Below are 22,601 nucleotides of genomic sequence, written 5' to 3' on the forward strand. Positions count from 1 at the left end.
ACATCATTACAGCCCAACACATCCGGGCGGGCGGCGCCGTATGGGCCGACCCGGTCTTGGATGGATATTGGTTCTGGTATCCGCCGACAAACGCCATTCTCTTTTCGACGATTTCCTCACTTTTGCATATTGATTTATTCGCTCTGTATGCGCTCTCTCCATCATTGCTCAATTGGTTATTTGCCGCCGCGTTTTATTGTTTCGTCAAGCAACTATTCGACGGCGACCACGCCTTTGCTTTTTGGACGACGCTGGGGCTGGCTTCGCTGCCTTGGGTAGTAACTTACGTGATTGCGTTTCCAACGGTGATGGCCCACGCCGCCGGATTGGGGATGTTGGTTCTCTATTTGTATCAACGCTGGACGGATTGGCAGCCGTACGGGACTCTATTCGCTTCGGTGTTTGTTGGAATGATGGGCTTATACCACCCGCCGACCGCAATTATTTTGTTGCTTTGCCTGACGCTGCATCGTCTCTGGCAGCGTGACCTGCGCGGCGCGTTGTTTGTTGTCTGCATTGGCTTGTTTCTTTCATCGCCTTATTGGATCGTGCAGATTAGTTCTCCAGTGTTGAATCCCGACCCAATTCGATATATTTCTCCGGCTATGATGCAGAAATCAGTGGTGTTTCCTGGATTCAGTCCGCTGATGTCGTCGGTGTTTTTTCTGCTGGTCGGCGTCGGCGCCTTTGTGGTCAAACAGCGTTGGCGTAGTTTGCGTATGCGTTTGGTGATGGTGCTGTTGGGCGTTAGCCTGCTGGGCCAAGCGCCGGCGTATCTGTTGAAGATTTTAGAAATCTATGCTCCCGCACTCTATCAACAATATGGTCATGCCGTTCCGGTTGTGGTTCCGCATGAATTTCAACTCTATTCGCAAGTCGCGTTGCTTATGATCGCCGGGTTGGGACTCAAAGCGCTCTGGCAATCGTCTGCGTTGTTGAAACCGGTTGTTCGATACGCAGTGCTCCTTTGTCTTGTCGCATGGCTGGGCGCGATGATGGTCCCGCTGGCCAAGCGTTCGCAGGCGTTTTGCGAGCCGTATCGGATGAAAGGCGAGTGGGCGGCGCTGGTTGAATTTATTCAGAGCCATCCTGATGTTGTGAGTGGAGACGCTGTGATCTGTGCACCGGAAGACGAGGTCAGTTTTTTTGTGGTCGGCCTTCGCACGGGGCGAAAATCGCTAGCGACGTATGCGTCGCACATGAACCCGCGCGCTGATTATTTCGCCCGCGTCGTCGCGCGAAACATAATACTCAATACCGGCGTCATTGATGAAGTAAAACGAGAATGCCAAGAATACAACGTAAAATACATTCTCGCGTGGAGAAAAAAAACTTCACCGGAACGAATTGAATTATTTCAAAAATCGTTTGAAACCGTCTACAATGACGGAAATGTATATTTATTCCAAACAGCGCCTTGACGGTTGTGTTTGGGTTGAGGACAACCAATCATGCTGCGTATCATTTGCGCGTTCCTGCTGACGTTTGCTGCGCTCGCTCATTCCGCTGAATCTGACTACGACGGTTTCGGCGGTTGGACGCACCTCAAAGGCGAAGCGACCGGCTTCTTTCACGCGGAACAAATTGACGGCGTCTGGTGGATCATCGACCCCGTGGGTAATGTGTTTCTTTCCAAGGGCGTCAACCACATTGTGTACGGCGGCGACTATTCTCCGGTGACGAATACCTCGCTCTACAAAGAGGCTGTCAATGAACTGTATGAGTCGCCGACTGCTTGGTCAAAAGTGGTTGCCGAGCGGCTGAAAGCATGGGGCTTCAACACCATCGGCGCCTGGTCGGACCAACGCATGAATCATCGCCTCGTTCCCTATACAAAAATATTGGATATCGGCTCGAAGGCGGGCGGCAATTGGCAGCGCGGAATTTTTCCTGATGTGTTCTCTAAAAAGTTCGCCACTCAAGCGAACCATATCGCCGCGATGGAATGCAAAAAATTACGGGATGATATGTTTTTGTTGGGGTATTATCCTGACAACGAATTGCGTTGGGGTCCGGATTGGCGCAACAAAAATGCCTTGTTGATTGACTTTTTGGCGATGGAGCCCTCCCGCGACGGCGGCGAGCAAGCGCTGTTGTTCCTCAAAAAACGCTACCGGACAATTGAAGAACTAAACCAAGCCTGGAAGATTCAAGTAAAAACGTGGGACGAGATTTCCAAAGCCAAATTGCCGGAATCAGAAGCGCGTAAAAAAGACGAAGCCGAATTTTTACGTAAAGTAGCTGACCAATATTTTCGTGTTTGTTATGAAGCCGTCAAAAAAGCCGACCCCAACCACATGCTACTGGGCTGCCGTTTTGCGGGGTATGCGCCCGAACCCGTGCTGGCGGCGGCGGGGACCTACTCTGATGTTATCAGTTACAATTCGTATAATCGCTTGCCCCCCGTTGAAGCGCTCAACCGCGTACACGAAATCACCACAAAGCCGATCATGCTGACCGAGTTCTCGTTCAAAGCGATGGACTCCGGCTTGCCCAACACCAAAGGCGCAGGCAAACCCGTCGCGACCCAAAAAGACCGCGCGGCGTTGTTTACTCAATATGTGAATGCTTTGATGAAACTCCCGTACGCAGTGGGGTATCATTGGTTTAAATACGCCGATCAGCCGCCCGAAGGCCGCTTCGACGGCGAGAACAGCAACTACGGCCTGGTGTCGTTGAAAGACGCCCCCTGGGAAACCTTGGTCAATGAAATGACAAAAACCAACCGAAGCGTTGAGTTAGTCCATCAAAAACCGGAAGCCTCTTTATGAAACAATTGTTCTGTCTCTTTTTTGTTGGGTTGTGTCTTGCGGCGCTGCCCATTCATTCGCAACCAACCAGCCCGCAAACCGTAGGCGCAAGCCTCACCGTGGGCGCGACCGCATCGCAAACGATGTATGTGTTTGATTTGGAAGCGTATTTAAACACGCGCCCGGACGACAAAGTGTGGCAGTATGATGTGGTAAACCTCGTCACGGCGTTACAGGGATTAGTCAATCGTCAGCAACCCCAATTGTATATCCTCTTTGTGCGCGAACGCCTGTCTGCGCATCAACTCAACGTCGATCAATATTGGTTAGACAAAATCCATTCTCAAAACGGGCCGTTCGGGTCGTATGAGTTGGTTTCGATTGATCGCCTTGAAACATTGATCGAGATGTTTCGGCGATCATTCACGGGCGTTGTCTTGTGGGACCCTAAAGTCCCCGCGACGGTGAACATCGCGATGACGGTTGCGGGCGTCGACGGGTTGTTGCCTGTCCGCCATGATGAATCTCCCGGGTCATTGTTTAACCAACTGGTGATGGGTGGGCCGGAACTTCCGCCGATTGAGCGGTTGACCGATCTGTTTACGGGGGTCGGGTACGTTCCGTTGCCGCCGCCGTTTGATGACCGCAACATCAAAGCGCTGACTCCCAAAAACGATAGTTACGCCTGGGCGCGCGTTTTATATTTAGAAACCAAAAAGACGTCGCCGAAATATTTCGCGAATTTTATTGATGCTTACGATTGGGACATCCAAGCGCCGGGCGTTCAATACCCCGATTTATACAATTGCCAGATTGTCAATCGAGATTTTTACGTCGCCGAGGGCGCTTTTTTCTGCGACTTAGACCCGTGGTGGGATGAAATCGCGACAGACACCTATAACCCGTTGATAGAGAAGGGAAATACCTATCAATCGGGTTTTGACAACCATACGTTTCGAAACATTCTGAATTTTGCGTACGAAAACACATTAGGCGATGACCGCATTATGCGAGTCGGCGGCTTTGTCCCCTGGTGGAAAAAATACAGTTCGTATGAAAATGTCGGCGGCAAGTATTCGGAGGAAGAAACAGCGGAAGAGTTTGTTAGCATTATGTCGGCGTTTAATGGAATCGTTGATGCGGACAGTTATCCCTTCGGCGCATTGGCGAACGCCTCCGTCTATCGACATGTCAAACTGCCTGAGCGGTTTTTCCAAAACAAGACGCCGCAACCCAAGCCGTTGCAAAACAAAAATTACCTGCTGTTTGTTTTGGGCGATTTCCGGTCGTCTTCTTTGCTGTATCAAACCATTCCTTATTTGTGGGACGACCCCTATCGCGGCGTCTTACCTATCGCCTGGTCGGTTGCGCCGATGTTGTCTGAGCGGGTCCCGCACGTGTTCCAGTATATGTACGACACCCGCACGCCCAATGATTACTTTATCGGCGCCGGGGCCGCCGCCGGGCTGTGTTACCCCAACCGCTACATCCCGCCGCGCGAGCATTCAGACCTGGACGCAAATGGCATGTGGTTTTTAAGAAACTTCACAAAAGAGTTATACAAAAAATTTGACCTGCGCCAGACCGCCGCCGCTGACCTCGACCGTGATCGCGGCGTCAAGGAAATATTTTTCAACGAAAAAATGCAAACGTTCTTTCGCGAGTTCTCTCCGCATGGCGTGTTGACGTTGAAGCCGTACGAACGCCGCTTGGGGCAATTCATCGTGCCGTTTGATCTGGAGACGGCGAATGTACAAGAGCGTTTGCTTCCGCTTGATTCCGTTGTGGAGCGCATCGTGTCGTCCAGCCGTTCCGGTCAGCCGACGTTTCAAGCCTATCGGTTCAATTTGGCTTCGCCCACGTCTTTATATTATTTGTATCAGCAACTGATTACCAAACATCCCGATTTATCATTTGAAGTGTTAGACCCGATTTCATACTTTTATTTGTTACGCCAACATTACGCCGGCGGCGAACCGGAAATCAATTTTGCGATGCCGACGTTTATTGACGACACCATCCCCCGAACGCTCAGCCCTGGCGTTCCTGTCAAAGTTTCGTTCACGTTGCGCAATGACGGCTGGGACGTATGGGACCCCAAGCGGGTGCCGGAGAACCAGCGATACCGTATTACCTATCAATTTCAACAAGAAAACGGCGTCGTCGCTGAGCGTGGGCGCCAGGCGGCGTTTATCGACCATACCGTGCCCACTGGCGAGATGATTACCATTGACGGGTTGATTGAACCGCCGGAAGACGCCAGCGGCGTATATGATTTAATGTTGCGCTTTGAACAGGAAAACGTGCGTGTTTCGCCCATTTTTGAGCGTATTCGCGTGGTTGTGCAGTAATCGCCAAACCAGATTATGTTCGGCGTCTATTGAATTTAGCCCTCTCTCATGGAACAATACTACAACAGAGACGGAGTATGCCCGTCGAGACAGACACTTTTGTCATTATTTAGTAAATTACGAATGGAAAAAGCATCCATGGATTTTGACTTCATCGAACGGGTCGTTCAATTGGTGGAAGCGTCTGATATCGGCGAACTTGAGGTCGAGTCAGGCGAAGGGTTGCGCGTGGTGGTCAAAAAAACATCCAGCGCCGCGCCGCCGATGGTCGCTCCTCAATATTACGCCGCTGCTCCTGCGCAAGGGGCTGCAGCGCCAGCGCCGTCCGCCCCGGAAGATATCATTGACGACACCATTGAGATTATTAAAGCGCCGATGGTTGGCACATTTTATCGCTCTCCTGCTCCCGATGCCCCTCCCTTTCTCGAAGAAGGGAACGTGGTGCAAAAATCACACGTCGTTTGCATTTTAGAAGCGATGAAAGTGATGAACGAAATCAAGGCGGGCGTGGCAGGCACCGTCGTTTCAATTTTGGTTGAAAACGGTCAGCCGGTCGAATTTGGTCAGCCGCTGTTCAAGATCAAAAAATCTTGATGCGGTCAGCATCGGAACGAAGCCATCCACTATGTTTAAGAAAATACTAATAGCCAATCGCGGCGAAATTGCGTTGCGGATTATTCGGGCTTGCCAGGAACTCGGGGTCGCAACGGTCGCCGTCTTTTCCGAAGCGGACCGCGACTCGCTGCATGTTCGTTTTGCGGATGAAGAAGTCTGCATTGGTCCGCCCTCGCCAAATGAATCCTATTTGAACACGCCGCGCATTATCGCTGCGGCGGAAATCACCGGCGCCGATGCCATCCACCCTGGATACGGCTTTCTGGCGGAAAGCGCGGCCTTCGCGGAAGTCTGCGAAACCTGCAACATCACTTTCATCGGCCCCACTCATCATGCTATTTCTCTGATGGGCGACAAGGCCGTCGCGCGCGACACCATGATGCGCCACAACATCCCGACCATCCCCGGTTCTCCCGGTATCATTGAAAATACCGAAAAGGCCGTCGAGGTCGCCAACGAACTCGGCTACCCCGTCATGTTGAAAGCTGCGTCCGGCGGCGGTGGTCGTGGGATGCGCGTCGCCCGCGATGATGTGGGTTTAGTGCAAGCCTTTGTCACGGCGCAGGCCGAGTCGCAAACAGCCTTCAACGACTCGCGCATTTATGTCGAAAAGTTGATCGAAGAGCCGCGCCATATCGAAATTCAGGTGATGGCGGATAATTTTGGCAATATCGTTCACTTGGGCGAGCGCGACTGCTCGTTGCAGCGCCGCCATCAAAAAGTGCTGGAAGAATCTCCCTCGCCAGTGGTCGATGAAGAACTGCGGGCGCGTATGGGCGAGACCGGAATCAAGTGCGTCGAAGCCGTGAATTACACCAGCGTTGGGACGATTGAGTTTCTGCTTGATAAAGACCGCAATTTTTATTTCATGGAAATGAATACCCGCATCCAGGTCGAGCACTCGGTTACCGAGATGGTCTCTGGAGTGGATGTTGTTAAAGAACAAATCCGCATCGCCGCCGGCGAACCGCTATCGGTTAAGCAGGATGAAATCGTCTTCTCTGGTCACTGCATTGAATGCCGTATTAACGCCGAAGACCCGCGCAACCAGTTCCGCCCCTGTCCCGGAAAGATCACCGGGTTTCATTTGCCCGGCGGCCCTGGCATTCGCGTCGACTCTCATGCTTATGCCGAATACGTCGTCCCGCCGTATTATGATTCGCTGCTGGCGAAACTAATGGCGTATGGCAAAGACCGCACCGAAGCGGTGGCGAAGATGAAACGCGCGTTGTCGGAAATGGTAGTCGAGGGCATCCCAACGACCATTCCGCTGCATCAGCGCATCATGGACGACCCGCGTTTTCTCGCAGGCGACATTCACACGTCCTACTTGGATGAAATCACCAAACGGTTGTAACTTGCCCCAAAGCCCCCTTTTTTAAGGGGGGAAGCCGCTGAAAGCGCAGGGGGATTAAGCCTTCTCTTTTTATGGAAAATTTCAAATTGCTTTGCTGATCTTCTCGTAATAGTTATGAATCGTCTCGGCGCGTTGGGCGTAGGTGTGCTGGTGAATGACGCGCTCGCGGGCGCGTTCGACGCAGGCGAAGCGCTCATCCTGGTTCGCTAAAAAATACTCAACAATCTTCTGCATGTCGTTCGCGTTGTGATAAAAAAACACTTCCTGTTCTGCCTTGCCGTCTAGCGGCAAATCTTCAGCAAACCCCGGTTTAAAAACTTCATCTGCTTTAGGCAGCCAATCCGACAATAAAAATCCGCCCGCCGCCGGTACGTCAAAGTCGCGGACGTTCAAGCAGGTGTACGATTGCAGGCTATGAATGTTAAGCGTGATGCGGGCGTTGCGGTAAATTTCAAACAAGCGCTTAAACGGCGCGATGTCCTTAAAGCAGCGTTCGCTTATCTCCGGCGGCAATAATGCTTGCCAGGCGGTGTTGCCGTAAATGTGCAGGTCGTATTGCGCCAGCGATTTGATGATTTGCAGCCGGTAGCGGGTGTTAGCTTCCCACAATAAGTATTGCCTGAGTTCGTCCATGCGGTCGTGAGGCACTTCGCCTGGCATGGGGAATTGCTGCATGATTTCGAGGACGTCGCGTCGCGGGTTCGCCAGTTTTTCTGCAATGAATTGTTCGGCAAATTCACCCCAGGCGGGCGAGAGTTGTTCGATAAAATTGCGGTGGTCGCGTATTTGCCCAACGAAGACCACGTCGCATTTCCTTGCAGCGCGTTTGGGGCCGCGCTTGGTTTTTGTCACTGCGCCGGGCATAAATCCCACGTTCTGCGCACCGTGACGCCGCAGCGTTTCGCTCCAGCCTTCATCCGCGACCCAGAAATGTTCATCAGCCGAGATACCGTTTCGGTAGAAAAAATGCTCGGCGTAAAATGGATCGTCGGCATACCAAACCAATTTAGGAACCGGCAACGAGCGGCTGAATTCAGCCCCCAGGGCGACATCATACGAAGGCGACTGGTTGCATAAAAAAATCACGTCCGGTTCCGAATAGATCAAGTCTAATATGCGATAGTAGGGCGGGTAGTAGGCGTCGGGTTTCATCACCGTATAGCGCGTCTGCCAGCCCAGGCGACGCAAATAAAACAACAGCGTACGGATAAGGACATGCTGGATGGTTGAATATTTCGCCGCCGCGCGTAGGTCGCTGTAGGTCCAGAGCAAGGGCTGACTGCGTTTGCATTCTCGTAATCGCGCCGAGATGTTTTGGATCGCGGAGAGGTGCGCCTGTTTGTGTTTGGGGATTTCTTGCGATAAAAATGAATGGACGCTTTGCAGCGTTTGAAAACGCTCTTCGTCGCAGGATGGATCGCCGCTTTGCAAAAACGGTTTCGCCGCAGCGTCTGAATAGGTTTCACGCCAGAGCGCTTCAATCTGCCCGGCCAGATTTTCGCCGACCGCCCAGAATACGCGCCCTGAACGGAACAAGGCGCCCAAATCGCCAGCCATGAGCGCCGAAGCAAATGCCTTCCAGGAGGGTTCGATAATCAATACGCCGCGATTTTCCTGAATGATTGCCGGGGTGCACGACGCGGCGAATTCCGGGTTGAATCCAAAGAGGTATAGAAAGTCCATCCCGTTGGTTAATGCGGATTGGATCGAATTCAGGCCTTGTTGCGTTTGCGTTTTATTGAGCGAGGGCGGCGCTTCTATTGCGTTGGCGCGTTGCAAGTCCGACGGCATCTGTGCGAATAGCCCCGGATGTTGTTTACGAAATACGGATAGGTTTTTCTGAAACCGTTTGTTTTTGATCGGGTCCATTCGCCGCCGCTTTGGTTTGATTCATGCACAATCACGGCAGAGATTTGGTATTCAATCGCGCCGCTGCTACACTCGGATACGCTTATCGTTATTATCAGCGAAAAGTGATACATTCTAAAGTGTTTGCCAGAATTGCGGTCGGATTGAATTTCCGTTATCGGTATTGAGCGCAGAGCCCTTTGGGCGCGCTTAACGAACCTGATTTTGACAAATACTCTTTACAGCCAGAGGTGAATTTTGGACCGCTTGCAACAATTAGAAGAAATGCTGGCGCAAGAGCCGGACGATGCCTTCACGCGCTATGCGCTTGCGTTGGAACTAAAAAAACACGGACGCATCAATGATGCGCTCGACCAGTTTGAGCAGGTCATCGGGCGCCATGCCGACTATGTCCCCGCCTACTTTATGATCGGTCAATTGTTGGCGGAAGAAGGCCGCGCCGAAGACGCTAAACAGCGCCTGCGCGAAGGCGTTGCGATGGCGCAGCGCAGCGGTGATTCACACGCCCAAGGCGAAATGCAAGAATATTTAGATTCACTCGACTAAGTCGCAACGTGGAAGGCAACGATGTTTCGAATCATTTCAACAATCTGTTTTGCATTACTGATTGCGCAGGCCAATGCCGCGCCTACCATTCAATCATTCGACGGCGCGGCGGACGATGCGCCCTATACGGCCTCGAACTTTGGTCGCTCGCGTGATTTGGCGCCAGTCGACGGCGTTATGGTATTGGTGAAAGCCGCTGCGGAATCGAATGCTATCGCATTCGATCGCACGGCAGCCGGAACCTATAAACGCATCAGCGCACAATGGCGCTTTTCTATCACCAGCGGGCGTGAAGGCGCGGGTATTATGCTTTTGAATACAGCGCATTACGGCGAAACCGGCGATGCGCCGGATATCGGTTGGGAAGAGCCAAACCTCGACGGCTCGTTCGGATTGGGCATCGACATTGCGAACCCGGACGATTACACCAACCTCGACCGCGCCCACGAAATCTCGCTGCATTGGGACGGCGTTGAGCGCGCAAACAAACGTACGTCATTCGATTTCCGCGATGCAGGGTTCCTACAATTTCTACTCGATATTGAATTTTCGCTGGGCGGCGCATTTGTAAATCTGCGCATCGACGACGAAGTCGTATACGACAATTATTTTGTCGCAGGCATGGCGCCCTATGAATCACGCGCTGCATTCGGCGCCCGATCCACCACAACCTCTCGGCCCCAAATGCAACTGGATGATGTTTATGTTTCGTTTGAAGAACCCGCGCCGCAATTCGAGTCGCCGCTGGTCGCCGGAACCTTCAATCAAGAATACATCTATAGCAGTAACCGCCAGCCCAGCCGCAGTTTTGATTTGCCCGATGAGGGCCTCGTCTACGAGCGCGTTCTGTTGCGCATGACGCTTGAGGCGCCCGAAGGCGGCTACGATTTTTGGGACCGCATTATGAAGATAAGCGTTCGCAGTGATGTTAGAAAGACGGTCGAAATTGCCCGCTTTATGACGCCCTACAGAAAAGGCGGCGTCTGGTGGTGGGACGTGACCGACTACCAATCGATCTTGCGCGGCTCAACCCGGATGACGGCGTTTATTGACACCTGGGTCGGGCCGGGACACGCGCAAGGCGCCGGATGGTTGGTGACGCTGGATTTGTTTTACTACCAAGGCAACCCGAAGTGGGAGCCGTATTTTGTTGAAAATGTATGGAACGGCGAGCCGCGATATGGCGATCCCAATAATCCCATTTCGAAATTCTTCGCCGACAAAACGCTTGACGCTGACGCTGAGATGGAACGCGCCAAACTGCGCATCATCGTCACCGGACACGGCCAGTCGCCCAATACCAACAACGCGGCGGAATTTTTGGTCAGGGGCCGCACCGTGCGCGTCAATGGCGCTGAATACTACAACGAACTCTGGCGCGATGACTGTTACATGAGTCCCTGCCGCCCTCAATCCGGCACCTGGATTTACAGCCGCGCCGGATGGTGCCCTGGCGATGTGGTGGCCCCCTGGGACATTAATATCAGCGATGAGATTGAAGCGGGCGCATCTTATCAGTTAGAATATGAAGCCGATCCGTATACAAACAATAATATCGTTGATGGAAACCCCGCCCGGCATTTAACGGCGTCTCATGTAATCTATTACCGCCCCGCGCAGGACGCGTCTTTGCGCGATTGGATGATGTACGAACCGGGCAAGTAGCACGAACGGAAACGAATGGCGCTTCAATCAACGGCTCCGTATGATATGAATACGCCTCTTCGCGGTTGGACTACAATCGCGGGAGCGGTGATTTTGCTGCTCGCGGTTTTGAGCGTCACGTATCCGCCTTATTCTGCGATTGCAATCATCGCCGGGTCGGTGGGCGTGGTTTTGTTGCTCGCTCGGCCTGATATCGCGTTCGCGCTGTTTTTCGCCGCCGAGACGCTGATCTCCGAAGATGTGTTGCTCATCACCGAGCGTCTCAAGCCCACGCTCTATTACTACACGGTTCCCGGTCTTGGGCTGAACCCGTTTGAAATCGCATTGCTCGCGCTGGTGGCTGCGACGCTGTTACACCGCAAAGGGCGTTTGTATGGCACTCGCCTGGACGGCGTGATGATAGGGTTCGGCTTGGCGTGTTTACTCGGCTATATCACTTGTATCCGGCTCTATGGCGATCCGGGCCGATTATTTGAGCCTCGGCGCTTGTTGCATTTTTATCTGGCGTATTTTCTGACGGTGAACCTCATTCGCAGCAAGCAAGCCCTGAAAATGTTTCTGATGGTCTTTTTTGCGGCGGTCGCCCTGAAGGGGCTGCAGGGCGTATTTCTGTATACCTTGGGTGAAGGCTTGCAGATTAAATGGAAGATTCGCGCCATTTTTACCGGATGGGGCGACTCGCTCAATTTTGTGACCATGTTACTGATTTTGGCGGCGTTCGTTCTCGACCGGGCGCCGCTGCCCGCCAAGCGCTTGTGGTTAGTCGCGACGCCGATTGTGCTATTCAGTTTTTTATTTTCTTATAAGCGGGCGTATTATGTTGCGCTGGTGGTCGGCTTGTTGGTTCTATTTTTAATGCAGAAGGGCAGGGCGCGGGTTCGATTTATGACTTCAGCGTTTGTTGGCTTCCTGCTGTTGCTGATACTCATCACCGCCGCTGGACAATGGCGCCCGATTGGAATGCGTTTTGAGTCGATTTTAAACCCCACTAAAGAGAGCAGCGCCAATTATCGCTTGGTCGAGTGGCAAAACGCGCTCATCAGCATTCGTAAAAACCCCACAAGCGGCATCGGCTTGGGTGGAGTCATGCCGATGGAGATTTATCTCTCCCGCACCAATTTATTGGGCGTACATAATACCTATTTATGGGTAGCGGTTAAAATGGGCGCGGTGGGTTTGTTTGCTTACTTGTTATTACAACTAGCGTTTGTGAAGCGCCTGTTGCGTCAAAACCAGGCGCTGCATGACCCTTTCTTACGGACTCTATCGCGAGGGCTGACTTGCGTATTCGCTGCGTTTTGCGCGGCGCAGATGTTTGCGCCCATGTTTATTCAAATGAGAACCTCAACCTGGTTCGGCGTGATTTTGGGCATTGGTATGTTGCTTTCCACGCTTGACCAGCGCCATGCGCCAGAGCAGCCTGAAACCCTCAGCCAACCTTAGAGTTGTTCGCAGTCTCCTTCTACCAGCTGGCCGGCGTCCCAAACACAGATAAAGTTACGTTCTTGCAGCTCGTCCGGGTCTTCAGTAATCACGCCGGTGGGGGTCATGCCGTCTTTGCGGTTTTTAATGCGTGGCTCGTCTCCGGGCAAAATCTGTCGCCAGACTTCGTAGTCGCTATTATGTTTTGATACAGCAAAGGTCAAGCGTTGTTTGACAAAATCAGAGACAATGCTCTTTACGTCCTGCTTCGATAGGCGCTTGGTCACTTGCACACGAATATTACGAGTATAGTCATTGGTATTGTTCATAATTTTTATCCTTTCATCTCAAGACGATCACCGGGAAAGCCTTAAGTCCTCTACGTAAAATTTTATTGCCATAAGTTCAAAACGACAACAAAAAATCCTATAAAGAAGTAATAGAACGAGTAACACAAGGAAAAAATAACGTCTAATCTATTCGCGAGCGACTTGTTCAAGGACGTCTTTTGAGACGAAAATGGGCGCTTGGGTGCGTATGGCAAGGGCAATGGCGTCGCTGGGTCTTGAATCAACATCAACTTCGCCGTTAGAAGTCTCGAAATAAATACGGGCGTAAAAGGTGGAGTCGCGTAGGTCTGTAATATTGACCCGAATCATGGTTCCGCCCAGGGTAGAAATCAGATTGACTGCCAAATCGTGGGTCAGCGGGCGCTGAATGTGTATGTCATTTAAGGCCAAATGAATGGATTGGGCTTCGTAGTATCCGATGAGAATCGGCATCATCCGAGCGCCGTTTTTCTCTTTTAAAATGATGATTTGGTCAGCGCCGCTTTCATCCAACCGCAGTTCGTAGAAATCCATTTCAATCATGCTAAGTCTCTTTAAACCCCACCCAATTTTTTCATTATATGAATATTGTATCTATCTTCCTTAGAAACTCGCCCCCTAGACGATATTTTCATCAATTTTCAAATCAAATTGAACGCCGAGTTTGTCAAACATGCTTCCAAGGTCGGTGGTCGGTAAGCCGATTACATTGTGATAGGAGCCGTTTACTTCACAAACTAGATTGGCTCCAATCCCTTGGATTGCATAGGAGCCTGCTTTATCCATTGGCTCGCCAGTTTTTATGTAATTATCTATTTCATCTTGGCTTAAGTCTTTGAACCTAACATTGGATCGAATGGCTTTCACCATCTGGATTTCTTGCATCCGTTGAAAGAGGCAGACGCCCGTCCACACTTCATGCCATTGGCCTGATAGCGCTCCCAGCATTTCAGCCGATTCATTTTTGTCTTTGGGTTTTCCCATAATGCGGTCGCCTAAGGCAACCACCGTGTCAGCGCCAAGAACCAGATGTTCAGGGTTTTGCTGTCCAACCGCCGCTGCTTTTTGGACAGCTAAGCGAGCGCAATACGGCCCGGGCAATTCGTCCATTGGTTCCTCTTCGATGATTCCGCTTGGGAGGACGGTAAAATTGACGCCCATCTGACTGAGTAATGTTCGGCGCCGGGGCGATTCACTGGCGAGTATGATGCCTGCAAACACGATATATGAGGTCTCCGTTTTCTATAAAAAGAGCGTCCCGGTTGTTAAGGACGCTCTTGAGGTAATCTATTGTATCTTTATATTTATTATGCAGTTACATCAAGTGATTGTCCCGCTGCCAGGTCTTGGATCGGGCTTACTGGCGCCGCTTGAATAAAGGTCTGGTCTTCAGAAGGGATGAACCCTGTTTGACTTGCTTGGGCCGCTGAAGGAATGATGCCGGGGAACGGCGGCGTTCCTGGAGGGGGGCCTGGATTGAGCGTACTGACTTGGTCAGCACCCGCTGGCGGCGGAGGCGCTGTTTGCGCTTGAATTGCGTTCTCGCTAATCAGCACTGAATCGGTGCCATTGGTTTGGTTCAGACCGTCGGTTTGCCCGCTTTGAGGAAGCGGAGTAAATCCGGTTTGTACAGGCGCTATCGGCGCCGCAGGCGATGGTGGAGACGGCGCAACCGGCGGCGGCGCTGTCGGGTTTAAAGCCTGATTGATTTGTGGAATCGGTCCAGTAACCATAATAAATCCTCGCTGAGCCTAAAACTCTATATATCATTATACACAATTCAATTGTGGATGCAACAATCTGATTGTATTAGAGCGTTTGTCATAAATATGTGCGTAAAGCGCGCCCGCAGGGCTCAGCGATAGATACCGTTATGGAAACTCAATCCGCACAGTATTCTGGCAACCACTATAACAATTCATCGCTCAATTTTGTCCGCTCCATCGGATAATCTCGCCGGAACTACGCAGTCCATTGCTGGGGTCATAAACCTCCGCTACCAGCAGCACGGCTGGAGTCTTGATATTGCAAACAGCGCATAGTTCCGTACCCTCGGTTTCATCTTGGGGGAAGTAGGCGAAGTATTGCAACAAGCCGTCAGGGCCGCTGGATGACGCCATCCATTTATGAAAGCCATAGTCATACTGCCCGCCCGGGCCAGAGCGGTCAGCGCGAAAATACCCATACGCATACGCGCCGTTGACCACGTCTTTGAAATCAATCGACTGGTCGAGTTCGCGGGCGCTGTGGTGTGGGAACGGGTCGCGAGGGATGTTAGTTAAGTAGGCTAATGGCGTGGTCAGGGATTTGAACAGGGCTTCAAAGTTATAAATTTGCTCTCCGGCTTGAATGTGCGACGGAGGCGCGGTGTTGCAATCCAAGCGATACATTTCAATAGAAGTTGAGAGCGATTTGTGGTCAGCCTGGACGCGGGCGACGTTAGCGCGCACTTGCGCTTGCAGGAAATTGGGGACAGCGATTGCCGCGAGAATGCCAATGATGGCGACAACGATCAGCAATTCAATCAGTGTAAAGCCGTTTTGATTTATTCGTTTCATAATAGAACTCCGCCCCCTCTGCTCCGAAAAGCAGAGGGGAGTAGTATTGATTTAGTTAATACAAATACCATGACTTAACGACTGTTTGTTCACCTTCGCTTTGAATTACGGTGATGAACTGGTCGGCGTTCATTTCTCCAAACGACTCGCTCGATCCGTCAAGCCATGTTACTTGCACCTCAGCGCTTATTTCTGCGCCCAAGCCAAAATGAATCACGCTTGACGATTGCGATCCAAAACCTGTATCGCCAAACCCGCATTGGCGAATTTGGGTGACGCCGCCTACTGTCGCTTTGACGCGGGCGCCGAATGCGAAGCCGTTGGCGCCGTTGCCTTGCAGCTGAATATTCAGCCAGTGGTTGTCGCCGACTGCATTATTCTCATACAACAGAGTCGGGCCTTCGCCGTGATTCTCTGTGAAGAGAAATTCCAAGTCGCCGTCGTTATCGAGGTCGCCGCAGGACACGGCGATCAGGTGGTTGATGTCATCGACCCCGGTGTCGAGCAGCGCCTGATCGGCTGTTTCGTTGATGTTAGTAAACGTCCCGTCGCCGTTATTCATAAAAATTGGGTGCGGAAACGGATATAACTGGCCTGCGGGGTAGTCGTCATGGTCGGGGTGGTTGATCGCCAAAAGGTCGAGCCATCCATCATTGTTGAGGTCAACCCAGGAGGCGTTAAAGAGATAGAACTGCTCGGTCATGCCAGATTGAGGAAACACATCGGTGAAGGTTCCATCGCCGTTGTTTTGATACAGATGCTGGGGGATTGCGGTATCTTCATTGATGGAGCCGATATTGCAGACAAATAGGTCAACGTCGCCGTCGTTGTCATAGTCGCCCCAGACCGCCGAGTTGGAACTGGCCGCATTTGGAGCGCCCAAACCAACTTCGTCTGTCATTTCAGTGAACGTCCCGTCGCCGTTGTTGACGAAGAAGCGGTTCTCTGTTTGATCGCCTTCATGCTCATCTTGTTGAGGGAACGAGGCCGCTTCACTTTCATGGTCATGTGCGTGTGCGACGGCGATGCTGAAATAGACATCCAAGTCGCCGTCATTGTCATAGTCACCCCAGGCGGCGTGTTCGATGGAGTAATAATCATGGTCGTGTTCGTCTTCTTGGGCTGTATCTGTTTCAATTTCATGGTCGTGCTCGGCGAGCAGCCCGGCTTCTTCAGAGACGTATTCAAACGACCCATCGCCCAGATTTTTATACAAGACGGGGCCGTAGGTACGCGATGAAACCATGAGATCAAGCCAGCCGTCGAGGTCATAGTCGATCCATGATGCGCTGGTGAATGCGCCCTCTTCGTATTCTTCTTCCACTTGCGTGGGCAACGAAGCGGCTTCGTCCTCATGGTCGTGTTCTTCGGGATAGCCTTCGACGCCTGCTTCGTGGGCAACGTCGGTGAAGGTTCCGTCGCCGTTGTTTTTGTACAAACGGTTGATGGGCAGGTCGCCGGTGATCGGTTCGATGTTGCAGACGTATAGGTCTAGGTCGCCGTCGCCGTCATAGTCGCCCCAGGCGGCGCCGATGGCTTCCATGTCGCCGTCTTGAACCCCGGCGGATGCGGCGATGTTGGTGAACACCCCTCCGTCATTGCGATATAAGTCGTTATTGGGAACCGTCGCGACGAACAGGTCGGCGTCTCCATCGTTGTCGAAATCGCCCCAGGCGGCGCCGAAGTTGCGTCCATTCACGGCCTGTTGGATGCCCGCCGCGTTGGCGATATTTTCAAATAGCGCATCTTGCGCGAATACTTGCGCTTGTAGAAATAAAAGCAGACTGAAGGTATAGCAAAATATTTTCATGGTTTTCTCCACTTGGTTTCCTGAATGAATTGAATGATTGGATTCAACGCCTTCGCAACGCAACAACGGGTACAGGGCGACTGCTCCTGGACGCCGTTACGCAGGTTGAGTGTGAATACAATTCGGGCGCATTACTCGAATGCGCTTAAAACATTGTGATGAAAGGGAAAATCAGGAAACGGCGGGAGGAGCGCGTGGATTGCATAAATGAAGATGAGATTGATCGGGCAAACCGCCCGTTGACGGTAAGGTCGGCGCGTCGCTGTTTCCATCAACGATTGCGACGGGAGCGGCAAGGTCAAAGTGAAACGCCTGGGCGAGATTGCAAATCGAACAGGCGTGGTTTGTAACGTCAACCGCGCACGAACCGCACTCCGGCGCTTCAATCTCGATACCAGCGTGGGAGGGCTCAGCGTAGTGTTGGTGGGTGTGAACGGTTGTGACTGACAGTGCGCATAGATAGAGCGTCAGCAATGTCCACGACATTTTTTGTTTAATAAGAAAGAGTTTTGAATTGAATCGAAACATAAATCCCTGCGCGTCGATAGAATGTTTAGTATCCTAGTTCAGTTTTCGATTCTGTAAAGTGGGTTTTGAAAATCATTGAAGATTAGATTATAGTTGTAGAGAAACTGAACTCAAAAAATTTAGGTAGTCGACCAATGAATGCAACTGATGTTCAAATCAATGAAAACACGTTTACCGTCAAGTTAATCGACGGTCGAGAACTGGCTGTTCCGTTGGATTGGTTTCCGCGTCTTCAGCATGGTACGCCTGAAGAACGGAATCATTGGAACTTCCTAGCCAAAGGAGAAGGTATTCATTGGCCTGAATTGGATGAAGACATTAGCGTAGAAGATTTGGTTTTGGGGAAGCGTTCAATAGAAAGCCAGTCTTCAATTGGAAAATGGCTTACAAAACGAAATAAAAATGCAGTCTAATCACTTTTCTGACAACCTGAATTGATTGACATAGCGATGGGCGGCGCGGATTGGCTCCGGCTGGCGGAGCCCACGACACAGGGAAAGAATAATTTGTGTAGACATCTCAAAATCAATTTGATGTCCGGGGCTAATATATAGAGGCGATACGCCGCTTCTCGTTCTCACCACTTCACCCACTTTTTCATGATTGTGGATCAAATCGACCCAACTTCCTGCTTCTTCGGGCAAGGTTTCATGGGTTCCAATCAGAGGCGATTTTGCGCATCCAATTGATGGGATGCCCGTCTTTACGCCGACATGGCAGGCTAAACCGGCGCGGCGGGGATGCGCATAGCCCTGCCCGTCACAAATGAGCACATCGGGTTTCATTTTTAAACCTTCCAGGCAGGCTTCGATTAATGGCCCTTCGCGGAAAGACAAAAAGCCGGGGACATACGGCGCCTGCATCTCCATGGCAATGCCCGCCTGGTCTACTCGTTCAATCGCCGGATAGGTGAATAGCATGACCGCCGCGTATCCAATGTTGGAATCGCGGTTACATGAGATATCCGCCGCCGCAACGCTGGTGATGTCGCTTAACGATGCAAATACACAATCCAAACTCACACGTTTAGCGATGCGTTGCTGTTCTTGTTTCATGGTTTCGGCGTCGAAGGCCATAGGCTTCTTATCAATTGTCCGTTGTTGATTTTTAATTCTGCCACTACCCTATTATGCTGGATTCATTACGAACCCAAACCCCAATTTTTTGAATTGGGGTTTATTGCGTTTATTTGAAACAGGATAGTAATTCATAAATCTTATGATAAAGAAAAAGCCTCTCGCGTTAAAAACCATCGCTTCGGTCTGCGCTGAATCCGCCGCGACTGATGTATTTCAATCCTTACAACAACGCATAAAGGAGCGCGATGGTCTTACGATGTGCGGGCAGGCGGTGGGTTCCTCCCGCGCCATGCTGATCGCTGCATTGGCTAAAGCGCAGAAGAAGCCGGTTGTCGTTATCACCGCCGAACAAAGCCAGGCGTATATCCTGCTTGATGACGTCCAGTTTTTTCTGGGAGACGATGCGGACGATATCCCGGTTTACGTCTATCCCCATTTAGAAATCCTTCCGTATGAAGCGCAGGCGCCCGAATTGACCATCCGTATGGAGCGCTTGGGGCCGATTCAACATTTGATGGAAAACAAAAATGCGAAGGCGTCGCCGATGGTGGTGATTGCGCCCATCGCCGCCGCCATGAAGCTGGCGCCGCCGATGTCGGTGTATGAAGATCAACGCCTGTTATGTACCGTCGGGAGCGAACTGAATCGCGATGCGGTCGCCAAATGGCTGGTCGACCAAGGGTACGAATTTCGCGACCTGGTGGCGCAGCGCGGCGACTTTTCCATTCGCGGCGACATCATCGACATCTACTCGTTTTCATATCCCGAACCGGTGCGAATTGAATTGTGGGGCGATGAGGTCGATTCGATCCGCTTGTTCAACGTGTCCGATCAACGCTCTATGTCTAAATTAAAAGAGGCGGTGTTTTATCCCGGCGCTGAAGACCCGCTGATTCGCGCGGCGCTCAGCGGCGGCGTCATGTTAGAGCCGCTGCCTTCCTTGTTTGGCGATGACGCGCTGATGGTGTTGAGTGATCCCGAAGAAATTGAAAAAGAGGCCGAGAATTTTTTCGCGCTGGTCAACAAGCGTTATTCGGAAGAAACCGCAGGCGACCGCGAAGACCATGAATTGCATCTCAGCGAAGAAGATTTTCACAAGCATCAAGACGTTTTATTAGAACCCACCGAGACTCTCTATTGTCATTTTGGATTTCTCGAGCAAGAGGCGGAGGCGCGCGGCGGCGTCGGCCTGACGGAATTTACGCTCGAACCGGATGAGGGCCATCTCAACCTGGGCTTTGGTACGCCGGAAATTTATGGCGAAGAACGCAAAGAGCGCATCCAAAGCCTGATGAAAGTCTGTGAAGCGGGCGGGCGCGTCGCCATTGTTTGCGACAACGAAGGCCAACAACACCGCCTGGATGAAATTCTCGAAACCCATTTGAAAGACGCAAATCTTGAAGCGGGCGCTTCCGTCCCGACGACATGCGTAGGAACGATGCACCGGGGCTTCGTGCGTCATCTTACCCAAACGCTAGTCTGCACCGACCGCGAGATTTTCGGGCGCTACCGCCGTTTCCGAACGCCGATGCGCGAAGGCATCGCCTTGCCAGTGACGGAACTGATCGACCTCAAGCCCGGCGATTACGTCGTCCACATCGACCACGGCATCGGAAAGTTTGTGAAACTCTTGCGCATGGAACACGACGGACGCGAGGGCGAATATCTCGAACTTGAATACGCCGACGGCGGCAAGTTGTTTACGCCAATTGAACAGATAGACCGTGTAGGCCGTTACATCGGCGGCGAAAACGTGCAGCCCACCTTGGCGAAATTGGGAACCAAATCATGGGAGCGCACCAAGACGCGCGCCAAAGAAGCCATCGAAGACATGGCGGACGAACTGCTCGAACTTTACGCGGCGCGGCAGATTCATACCGGGCATTCATTCAACAAAGACACCACTTGGCAGCATGAGTTTGAGGCGTCGTTTTTATATGAAGAAACCCCCGACCAATGGCGCGCCATTGAAGAAGTCAAGCGCGATATGGAAGGCAGCGAGCCGATGGACCGGCTCATTTGCGGAGACGTGGGCTTCGGCAAAACCGAGGTCGCCATTCGCGCTGCGTTCAAGGCGCTAATGGACGGCAAGCAGGTTGCGGTGCTGGCGCCGACGACGATTCTTTGTCAGCAACATTATGAGAATTTCCAAGAACGCTATGCCGATTACCCCATCAAGGTCGAGTCGCTGTCCCGCTTCAATACAACGGGCGAACAGAAGCAAGTCGTCGAAGCGATGAAAGCAGGCGAGGTTGATCTAGTCGTCGGAACCCACCGCCTACTTTCAAAAGATGTGGCGTTTAAAGATTTGGGACTGGTGGTTGTTGACGAAGAACAGCGCTTCGGCGTGAAGCATAAAGAACGCCTGCGCCAGATTCGCAAACTGGTCGATACGCTGACGCTGACCGCGACGCCCATCCCGCGCACACTGTATATGTCGATGTCGGGCATCCGCAACATGAGCCTGATGAGTACGCCGCCCAAGAACCGCCTGCCCATCGAGACCTACGTCATGGAATGGTCGATGGATGTGGTTGAAAACGCGATCCTGCGCGAACTGTCGCGCGATGGTCAGGTGTATGTCGTCCACAACCGCATCGAGTCGATCTATCAGGTCGCCAATCGAATTCATGAGTTGGTTCCTGATGCGCGCATCTGCGTCGGACACGGTCAGATGGGTGAGCATGAACTCGAAGACGTCATGCACAAGTTCATTCATCAGGAATATGATATCCTGGTCGCGACCACCATCATCGAAAACGGGCTGGATATCCCCAACGTCAATACCATTATCATTAACGACGCCGACCACTTTGGCTTGTCGCAGCTGTACCAGTTGCGCGGGCGCGTCGGGCGCGACCGTCACCGCGCCTATTGTTACCTGCTGGTTCCCAGCAAGAAGGCGCTGTCGAGCATCTCGCGGCGCAGGCTGTTGGCGCTGCAAGAACACAACCAACTTGGCTCGGGCTTCCACCTCGCTATGCGCGACATGGAACTGCGCGGCATCGGAAATATCCTAGGCCGTCAGCAGCACGGGCATATCGCTGCAATTGGCTTCGATCTATACAGCAAATTATTGTCCGACACCGTCGCCATGATGCGCGGTAAGAAGGGCATGCAGTCCGAATGGGAAACCAGTCTGGAAATTTCGCCCAAGGGTTCGATCCCGCCCGGCTATGTCGAGAGCAGTAAGCAGCGCATGTCGCTTCACCAGCGCATCGCCAAAATCAAAAACCGCGAAGAAATCGAAACCTTGCGCGAGGAACTGACCGACATCTACGGCAAGCCGCCTGCTTCGGTCGAACGACTTTTCCAGAACCTGAGTTTGCGAGTGCGCGCGCAAGAAGCCGGTCTGGACGTGCTGCAAGTGTTTCGCAACCGCGCCTTTCTGCGTTATCACCAGTCGCAGGCGGAGCGCTTTGATCCATTGCGCGTCTTGCATCTCGATGGTTGGGAAGGTTGGAAACTCACCATCGAAACCAAGGACGAGAACGTCGGCATCAACATCGACGACGCCCACAAACGGGGTGCGCTGCCTGACAGGATCGAAGCCTTTTTGGATGCGCTCGACGCCAAAGAAGCGCCCCGGTTCACCAAGCCCGAACCGCCGCCCAACGCCAAACCAAAGACGCCGACCAAACCCAAACGCAAAAAAATTAAAATGAAACTACGGTTTTAATTAAAAGGATGATACGTTTTGACTTTTCATGCCGGGCGTGGTA

General features: G+C 52.1%; 19 protein-coding genes. 10 read left to right on the forward strand and 9 right to left on the reverse strand.

What is annotated here, in order from left to right; translation table 11 throughout:
- From P9L94_14750 to accC, 5 genes are all read left to right on the forward strand, one after another.
- A partial coding sequence (locus tag P9L94_14750; GenBank protein ID MDP8245341.1) for a hypothetical protein occupies positions 1-1,421 on the forward strand: 1,421 nt, incomplete at its 5' end.
- A 30-nt stretch (positions 1,422-1,451) separates the two neighbouring features.
- The gene (locus tag P9L94_14755) at positions 1,452-2,771 is read left to right on the forward strand and encodes a beta-galactosidase (protein MDP8245342.1); all 1,320 of its coding nucleotides are present in this window, start codon (positions 1,452-1,454) and stop codon (positions 2,769-2,771) included.
- The gene (locus P9L94_14760) at positions 2,768-5,101 is read left to right on the forward strand and encodes a GxGYxYP family putative glycoside hydrolase (protein MDP8245343.1); all 2,334 of its coding nucleotides are present in this window, start codon (positions 2,768-2,770) and stop codon (positions 5,099-5,101) included. Before P9L94_14755 ends, P9L94_14760 begins: the two co-directional genes overlap by 4 nt.
- 138 nt (positions 5,102-5,239) lie before the next feature.
- Positions 5,240-5,695, forward strand: a complete 456-nt coding sequence (accB, locus tag P9L94_14765; protein ID MDP8245344.1) for an acetyl-CoA carboxylase biotin carboxyl carrier protein — start codon at positions 5,240-5,242, stop codon at positions 5,693-5,695.
- Positions 5,696-5,726: 31 nt separating this feature from the next.
- Positions 5,727-7,073 carry an acetyl-CoA carboxylase biotin carboxylase subunit gene (gene accC, locus P9L94_14770; protein MDP8245345.1) on the forward strand — a complete coding sequence of 449 codons (1,347 nt, stop codon included), beginning with the start codon at positions 5,727-5,729 and terminating at the stop codon, positions 7,071-7,073.
- An 81-nt stretch (positions 7,074-7,154) separates the two neighbouring features.
- Here the strand turns inward: accC and P9L94_14775 are convergent, their stop codons facing one another.
- Positions 7,155-8,942, reverse strand: coding sequence for a glycosyltransferase (locus P9L94_14775; GenBank protein MDP8245346.1), 1,788 nt, complete (start codon positions 8,940-8,942; stop codon positions 7,155-7,157).
- Positions 8,943-9,179: 237 nt separating this feature from the next.
- Between P9L94_14775 and P9L94_14780 the strand changes: the two genes are divergently transcribed.
- Genes P9L94_14780 through P9L94_14790 form a run of 3 tightly spaced genes read left to right on the forward strand, consistent with a single transcriptional unit; the run spans position 9,180 to position 12,596 of the window.
- Positions 9,180-9,488, forward strand: a complete 309-nt coding sequence (locus tag P9L94_14780) for a tetratricopeptide repeat protein (GenBank protein MDP8245347.1) — start codon at positions 9,180-9,182, stop codon at positions 9,486-9,488.
- Between the two features lie 21 nt (positions 9,489-9,509).
- Positions 9,510-11,153 carry a peptide-N-glycosidase F-related protein gene (locus P9L94_14785; GenBank protein ID MDP8245348.1) on the forward strand — a complete coding sequence of 548 codons (1,644 nt, stop codon included), beginning with the start codon at positions 9,510-9,512 and terminating at the stop codon, positions 11,151-11,153.
- 15 nt (positions 11,154-11,168) lie between these two features.
- On the forward strand, positions 11,169-12,596 hold the full coding sequence (locus P9L94_14790; GenBank protein ID MDP8245349.1) for an O-antigen ligase family protein: 1,428 nt from the start codon (positions 11,169-11,171) through the stop codon (positions 12,594-12,596).
- On the opposite strand, the gene P9L94_14795 is transcribed toward P9L94_14790, so the two are convergent.
- The 7 genes from P9L94_14795 to P9L94_14825 all read right to left on the reverse strand — a co-directional run bounded on the left by P9L94_14795 (position 12,593) and on the right by P9L94_14825 (position 17,758).
- Entirely contained in the window at positions 12,593-12,904 is a 312-nt protein-coding gene (locus tag P9L94_14795; GenBank protein MDP8245350.1) for a hypothetical protein, read from the reverse strand. The two genes, P9L94_14790 and P9L94_14795, sit on opposite strands and share 4 nt — an antisense overlap.
- Before the next feature lie 147 nt (positions 12,905-13,051).
- Positions 13,052-13,447: a bifunctional nuclease family protein gene (locus P9L94_14800; protein ID MDP8245351.1), complete on the reverse strand. Its 396-nt coding sequence runs from the start codon at positions 13,445-13,447 to the stop codon at positions 13,052-13,054.
- Between the two features lie 75 nt (positions 13,448-13,522).
- Complete coding sequence (locus P9L94_14805; GenBank protein ID MDP8245352.1) at positions 13,523-14,125, reverse strand: Maf family protein; 603 nt, start codon at positions 14,123-14,125, stop codon at positions 13,523-13,525.
- A gap of 86 nt (positions 14,126-14,211) precedes the next feature.
- Entirely contained in the window at positions 14,212-14,637 is a 426-nt protein-coding gene (locus tag P9L94_14810) for a hypothetical protein (GenBank protein ID MDP8245353.1), read from the reverse strand.
- 192 nt (positions 14,638-14,829) lie between these two features.
- Complete coding sequence (locus P9L94_14815; protein MDP8245354.1) at positions 14,830-15,462, reverse strand: prepilin-type N-terminal cleavage/methylation domain-containing protein; 633 nt, start codon at positions 15,460-15,462, stop codon at positions 14,830-14,832.
- Between the two features lie 55 nt (positions 15,463-15,517).
- Positions 15,518-17,272, reverse strand: a complete 1,755-nt coding sequence (locus P9L94_14820) for a CRTAC1 family protein (GenBank protein ID MDP8245355.1) — start codon at positions 17,270-17,272, stop codon at positions 15,518-15,520.
- Positions 17,273-17,443: 171 nt separating this feature from the next.
- On the reverse strand, positions 17,444-17,758 hold the full coding sequence (locus P9L94_14825) for a hypothetical protein (protein MDP8245356.1): 315 nt from the start codon (positions 17,756-17,758) through the stop codon (positions 17,444-17,446).
- A 176-nt stretch (positions 17,759-17,934) separates the two neighbouring features.
- Here P9L94_14825 and P9L94_14830 point away from each other — a divergent pair, with 176 nt between their 5' ends.
- Entirely contained in the window at positions 17,935-18,213 is a 279-nt protein-coding gene (locus P9L94_14830) for a DUF2442 domain-containing protein (GenBank protein ID MDP8245357.1), read from the forward strand.
- Here the strand turns inward: P9L94_14830 and P9L94_14835 are convergent, their stop codons facing one another.
- Complete coding sequence (locus P9L94_14835) at positions 18,214-18,876, reverse strand: endonuclease V (GenBank protein MDP8245358.1); 663 nt, start codon at positions 18,874-18,876, stop codon at positions 18,214-18,216. It abuts the gene before it with no gap.
- Between the two features lie 142 nt (positions 18,877-19,018).
- On the opposite strand from P9L94_14835, the gene mfd reads away from it, so the two are divergent.
- Positions 19,019-22,558: a transcription-repair coupling factor gene (gene mfd, locus P9L94_14840; GenBank protein MDP8245359.1), complete on the forward strand. Its 3,540-nt coding sequence runs from the start codon at positions 19,019-19,021 to the stop codon at positions 22,556-22,558.
- Positions 22,559-22,601: the final 43 nt, after the last annotated feature.

The organism is Candidatus Hinthialibacter antarcticus (assembly GCA_030765645.1).
Classification (GTDB): Bacteria; Hinthialibacterota; Hinthialibacteria; order Hinthialibacterales; family Hinthialibacteraceae; genus Hinthialibacter; species Hinthialibacter antarcticus.

Bases quoted from the DNA above. Each gene is read 5' to 3' on its own strand.
- P9L94_14815 (MDP8245354.1), bottom strand. From the start codon at position 15,462: ATGAAACGAATAAATCAAAACGGCTTTACACTGATTGAATTGCTGATC.
- accC (MDP8245345.1), top strand. From the start codon at position 5,727: ATGTTTAAGAAAATACTAATAGCCAATCGCGGCGAAATTGCGTTGCGG.
- P9L94_14795 (MDP8245350.1), bottom strand. From the start codon at position 12,904: ATGAACAATACCAATGACTATACTCGTAATATTCGTGTGCAAGTGACC.
- mfd (MDP8245359.1), top strand. From the start codon at position 19,019: ATGATAAAGAAAAAGCCTCTCGCGTTAAAAACCATCGCTTCGGTCTGC.
- P9L94_14785 (MDP8245348.1), top strand. From the start codon at position 9,510: ATGTTTCGAATCATTTCAACAATCTGTTTTGCATTACTGATTGCGCAG.
- P9L94_14830 (MDP8245357.1), top strand. From the start codon at position 17,935: ATGAATGCAACTGATGTTCAAATCAATGAAAACACGTTTACCGTCAAG.
- P9L94_14800 (MDP8245351.1), bottom strand. From the start codon at position 13,447: ATGATTGAAATGGATTTCTACGAACTGCGGTTGGATGAAAGCGGCGCT.
- P9L94_14790 (MDP8245349.1), top strand. From the start codon at position 11,169: ATGGCGCTTCAATCAACGGCTCCGTATGATATGAATACGCCTCTTCGC.
- P9L94_14775 (MDP8245346.1), bottom strand. From the start codon at position 8,942: ATGGACCCGATCAAAAACAAACGGTTTCAGAAAAACCTATCCGTATTT.
- P9L94_14820 (MDP8245355.1), bottom strand. From the start codon at position 17,272: ATGAAAATATTTTGCTATACCTTCAGTCTGCTTTTATTTCTACAAGCG.
- P9L94_14835 (MDP8245358.1), bottom strand. From the start codon at position 18,876: ATGGCCTTCGACGCCGAAACCATGAAACAAGAACAGCAACGCATCGCT.
- P9L94_14810 (MDP8245353.1), bottom strand. From the start codon at position 14,637: ATGGTTACTGGACCGATTCCACAAATCAATCAGGCTTTAAACCCGACA.
- P9L94_14755 (MDP8245342.1), top strand. From the start codon at position 1,452: ATGCTGCGTATCATTTGCGCGTTCCTGCTGACGTTTGCTGCGCTCGCT.
- accB (MDP8245344.1), top strand. From the start codon at position 5,240: ATGGATTTTGACTTCATCGAACGGGTCGTTCAATTGGTGGAAGCGTCT.
- P9L94_14825 (MDP8245356.1), bottom strand. From the start codon at position 17,758: ATGTCGTGGACATTGCTGACGCTCTATCTATGCGCACTGTCAGTCACA.
- P9L94_14760 (MDP8245343.1), top strand. From the start codon at position 2,768: ATGAAACAATTGTTCTGTCTCTTTTTTGTTGGGTTGTGTCTTGCGGCG.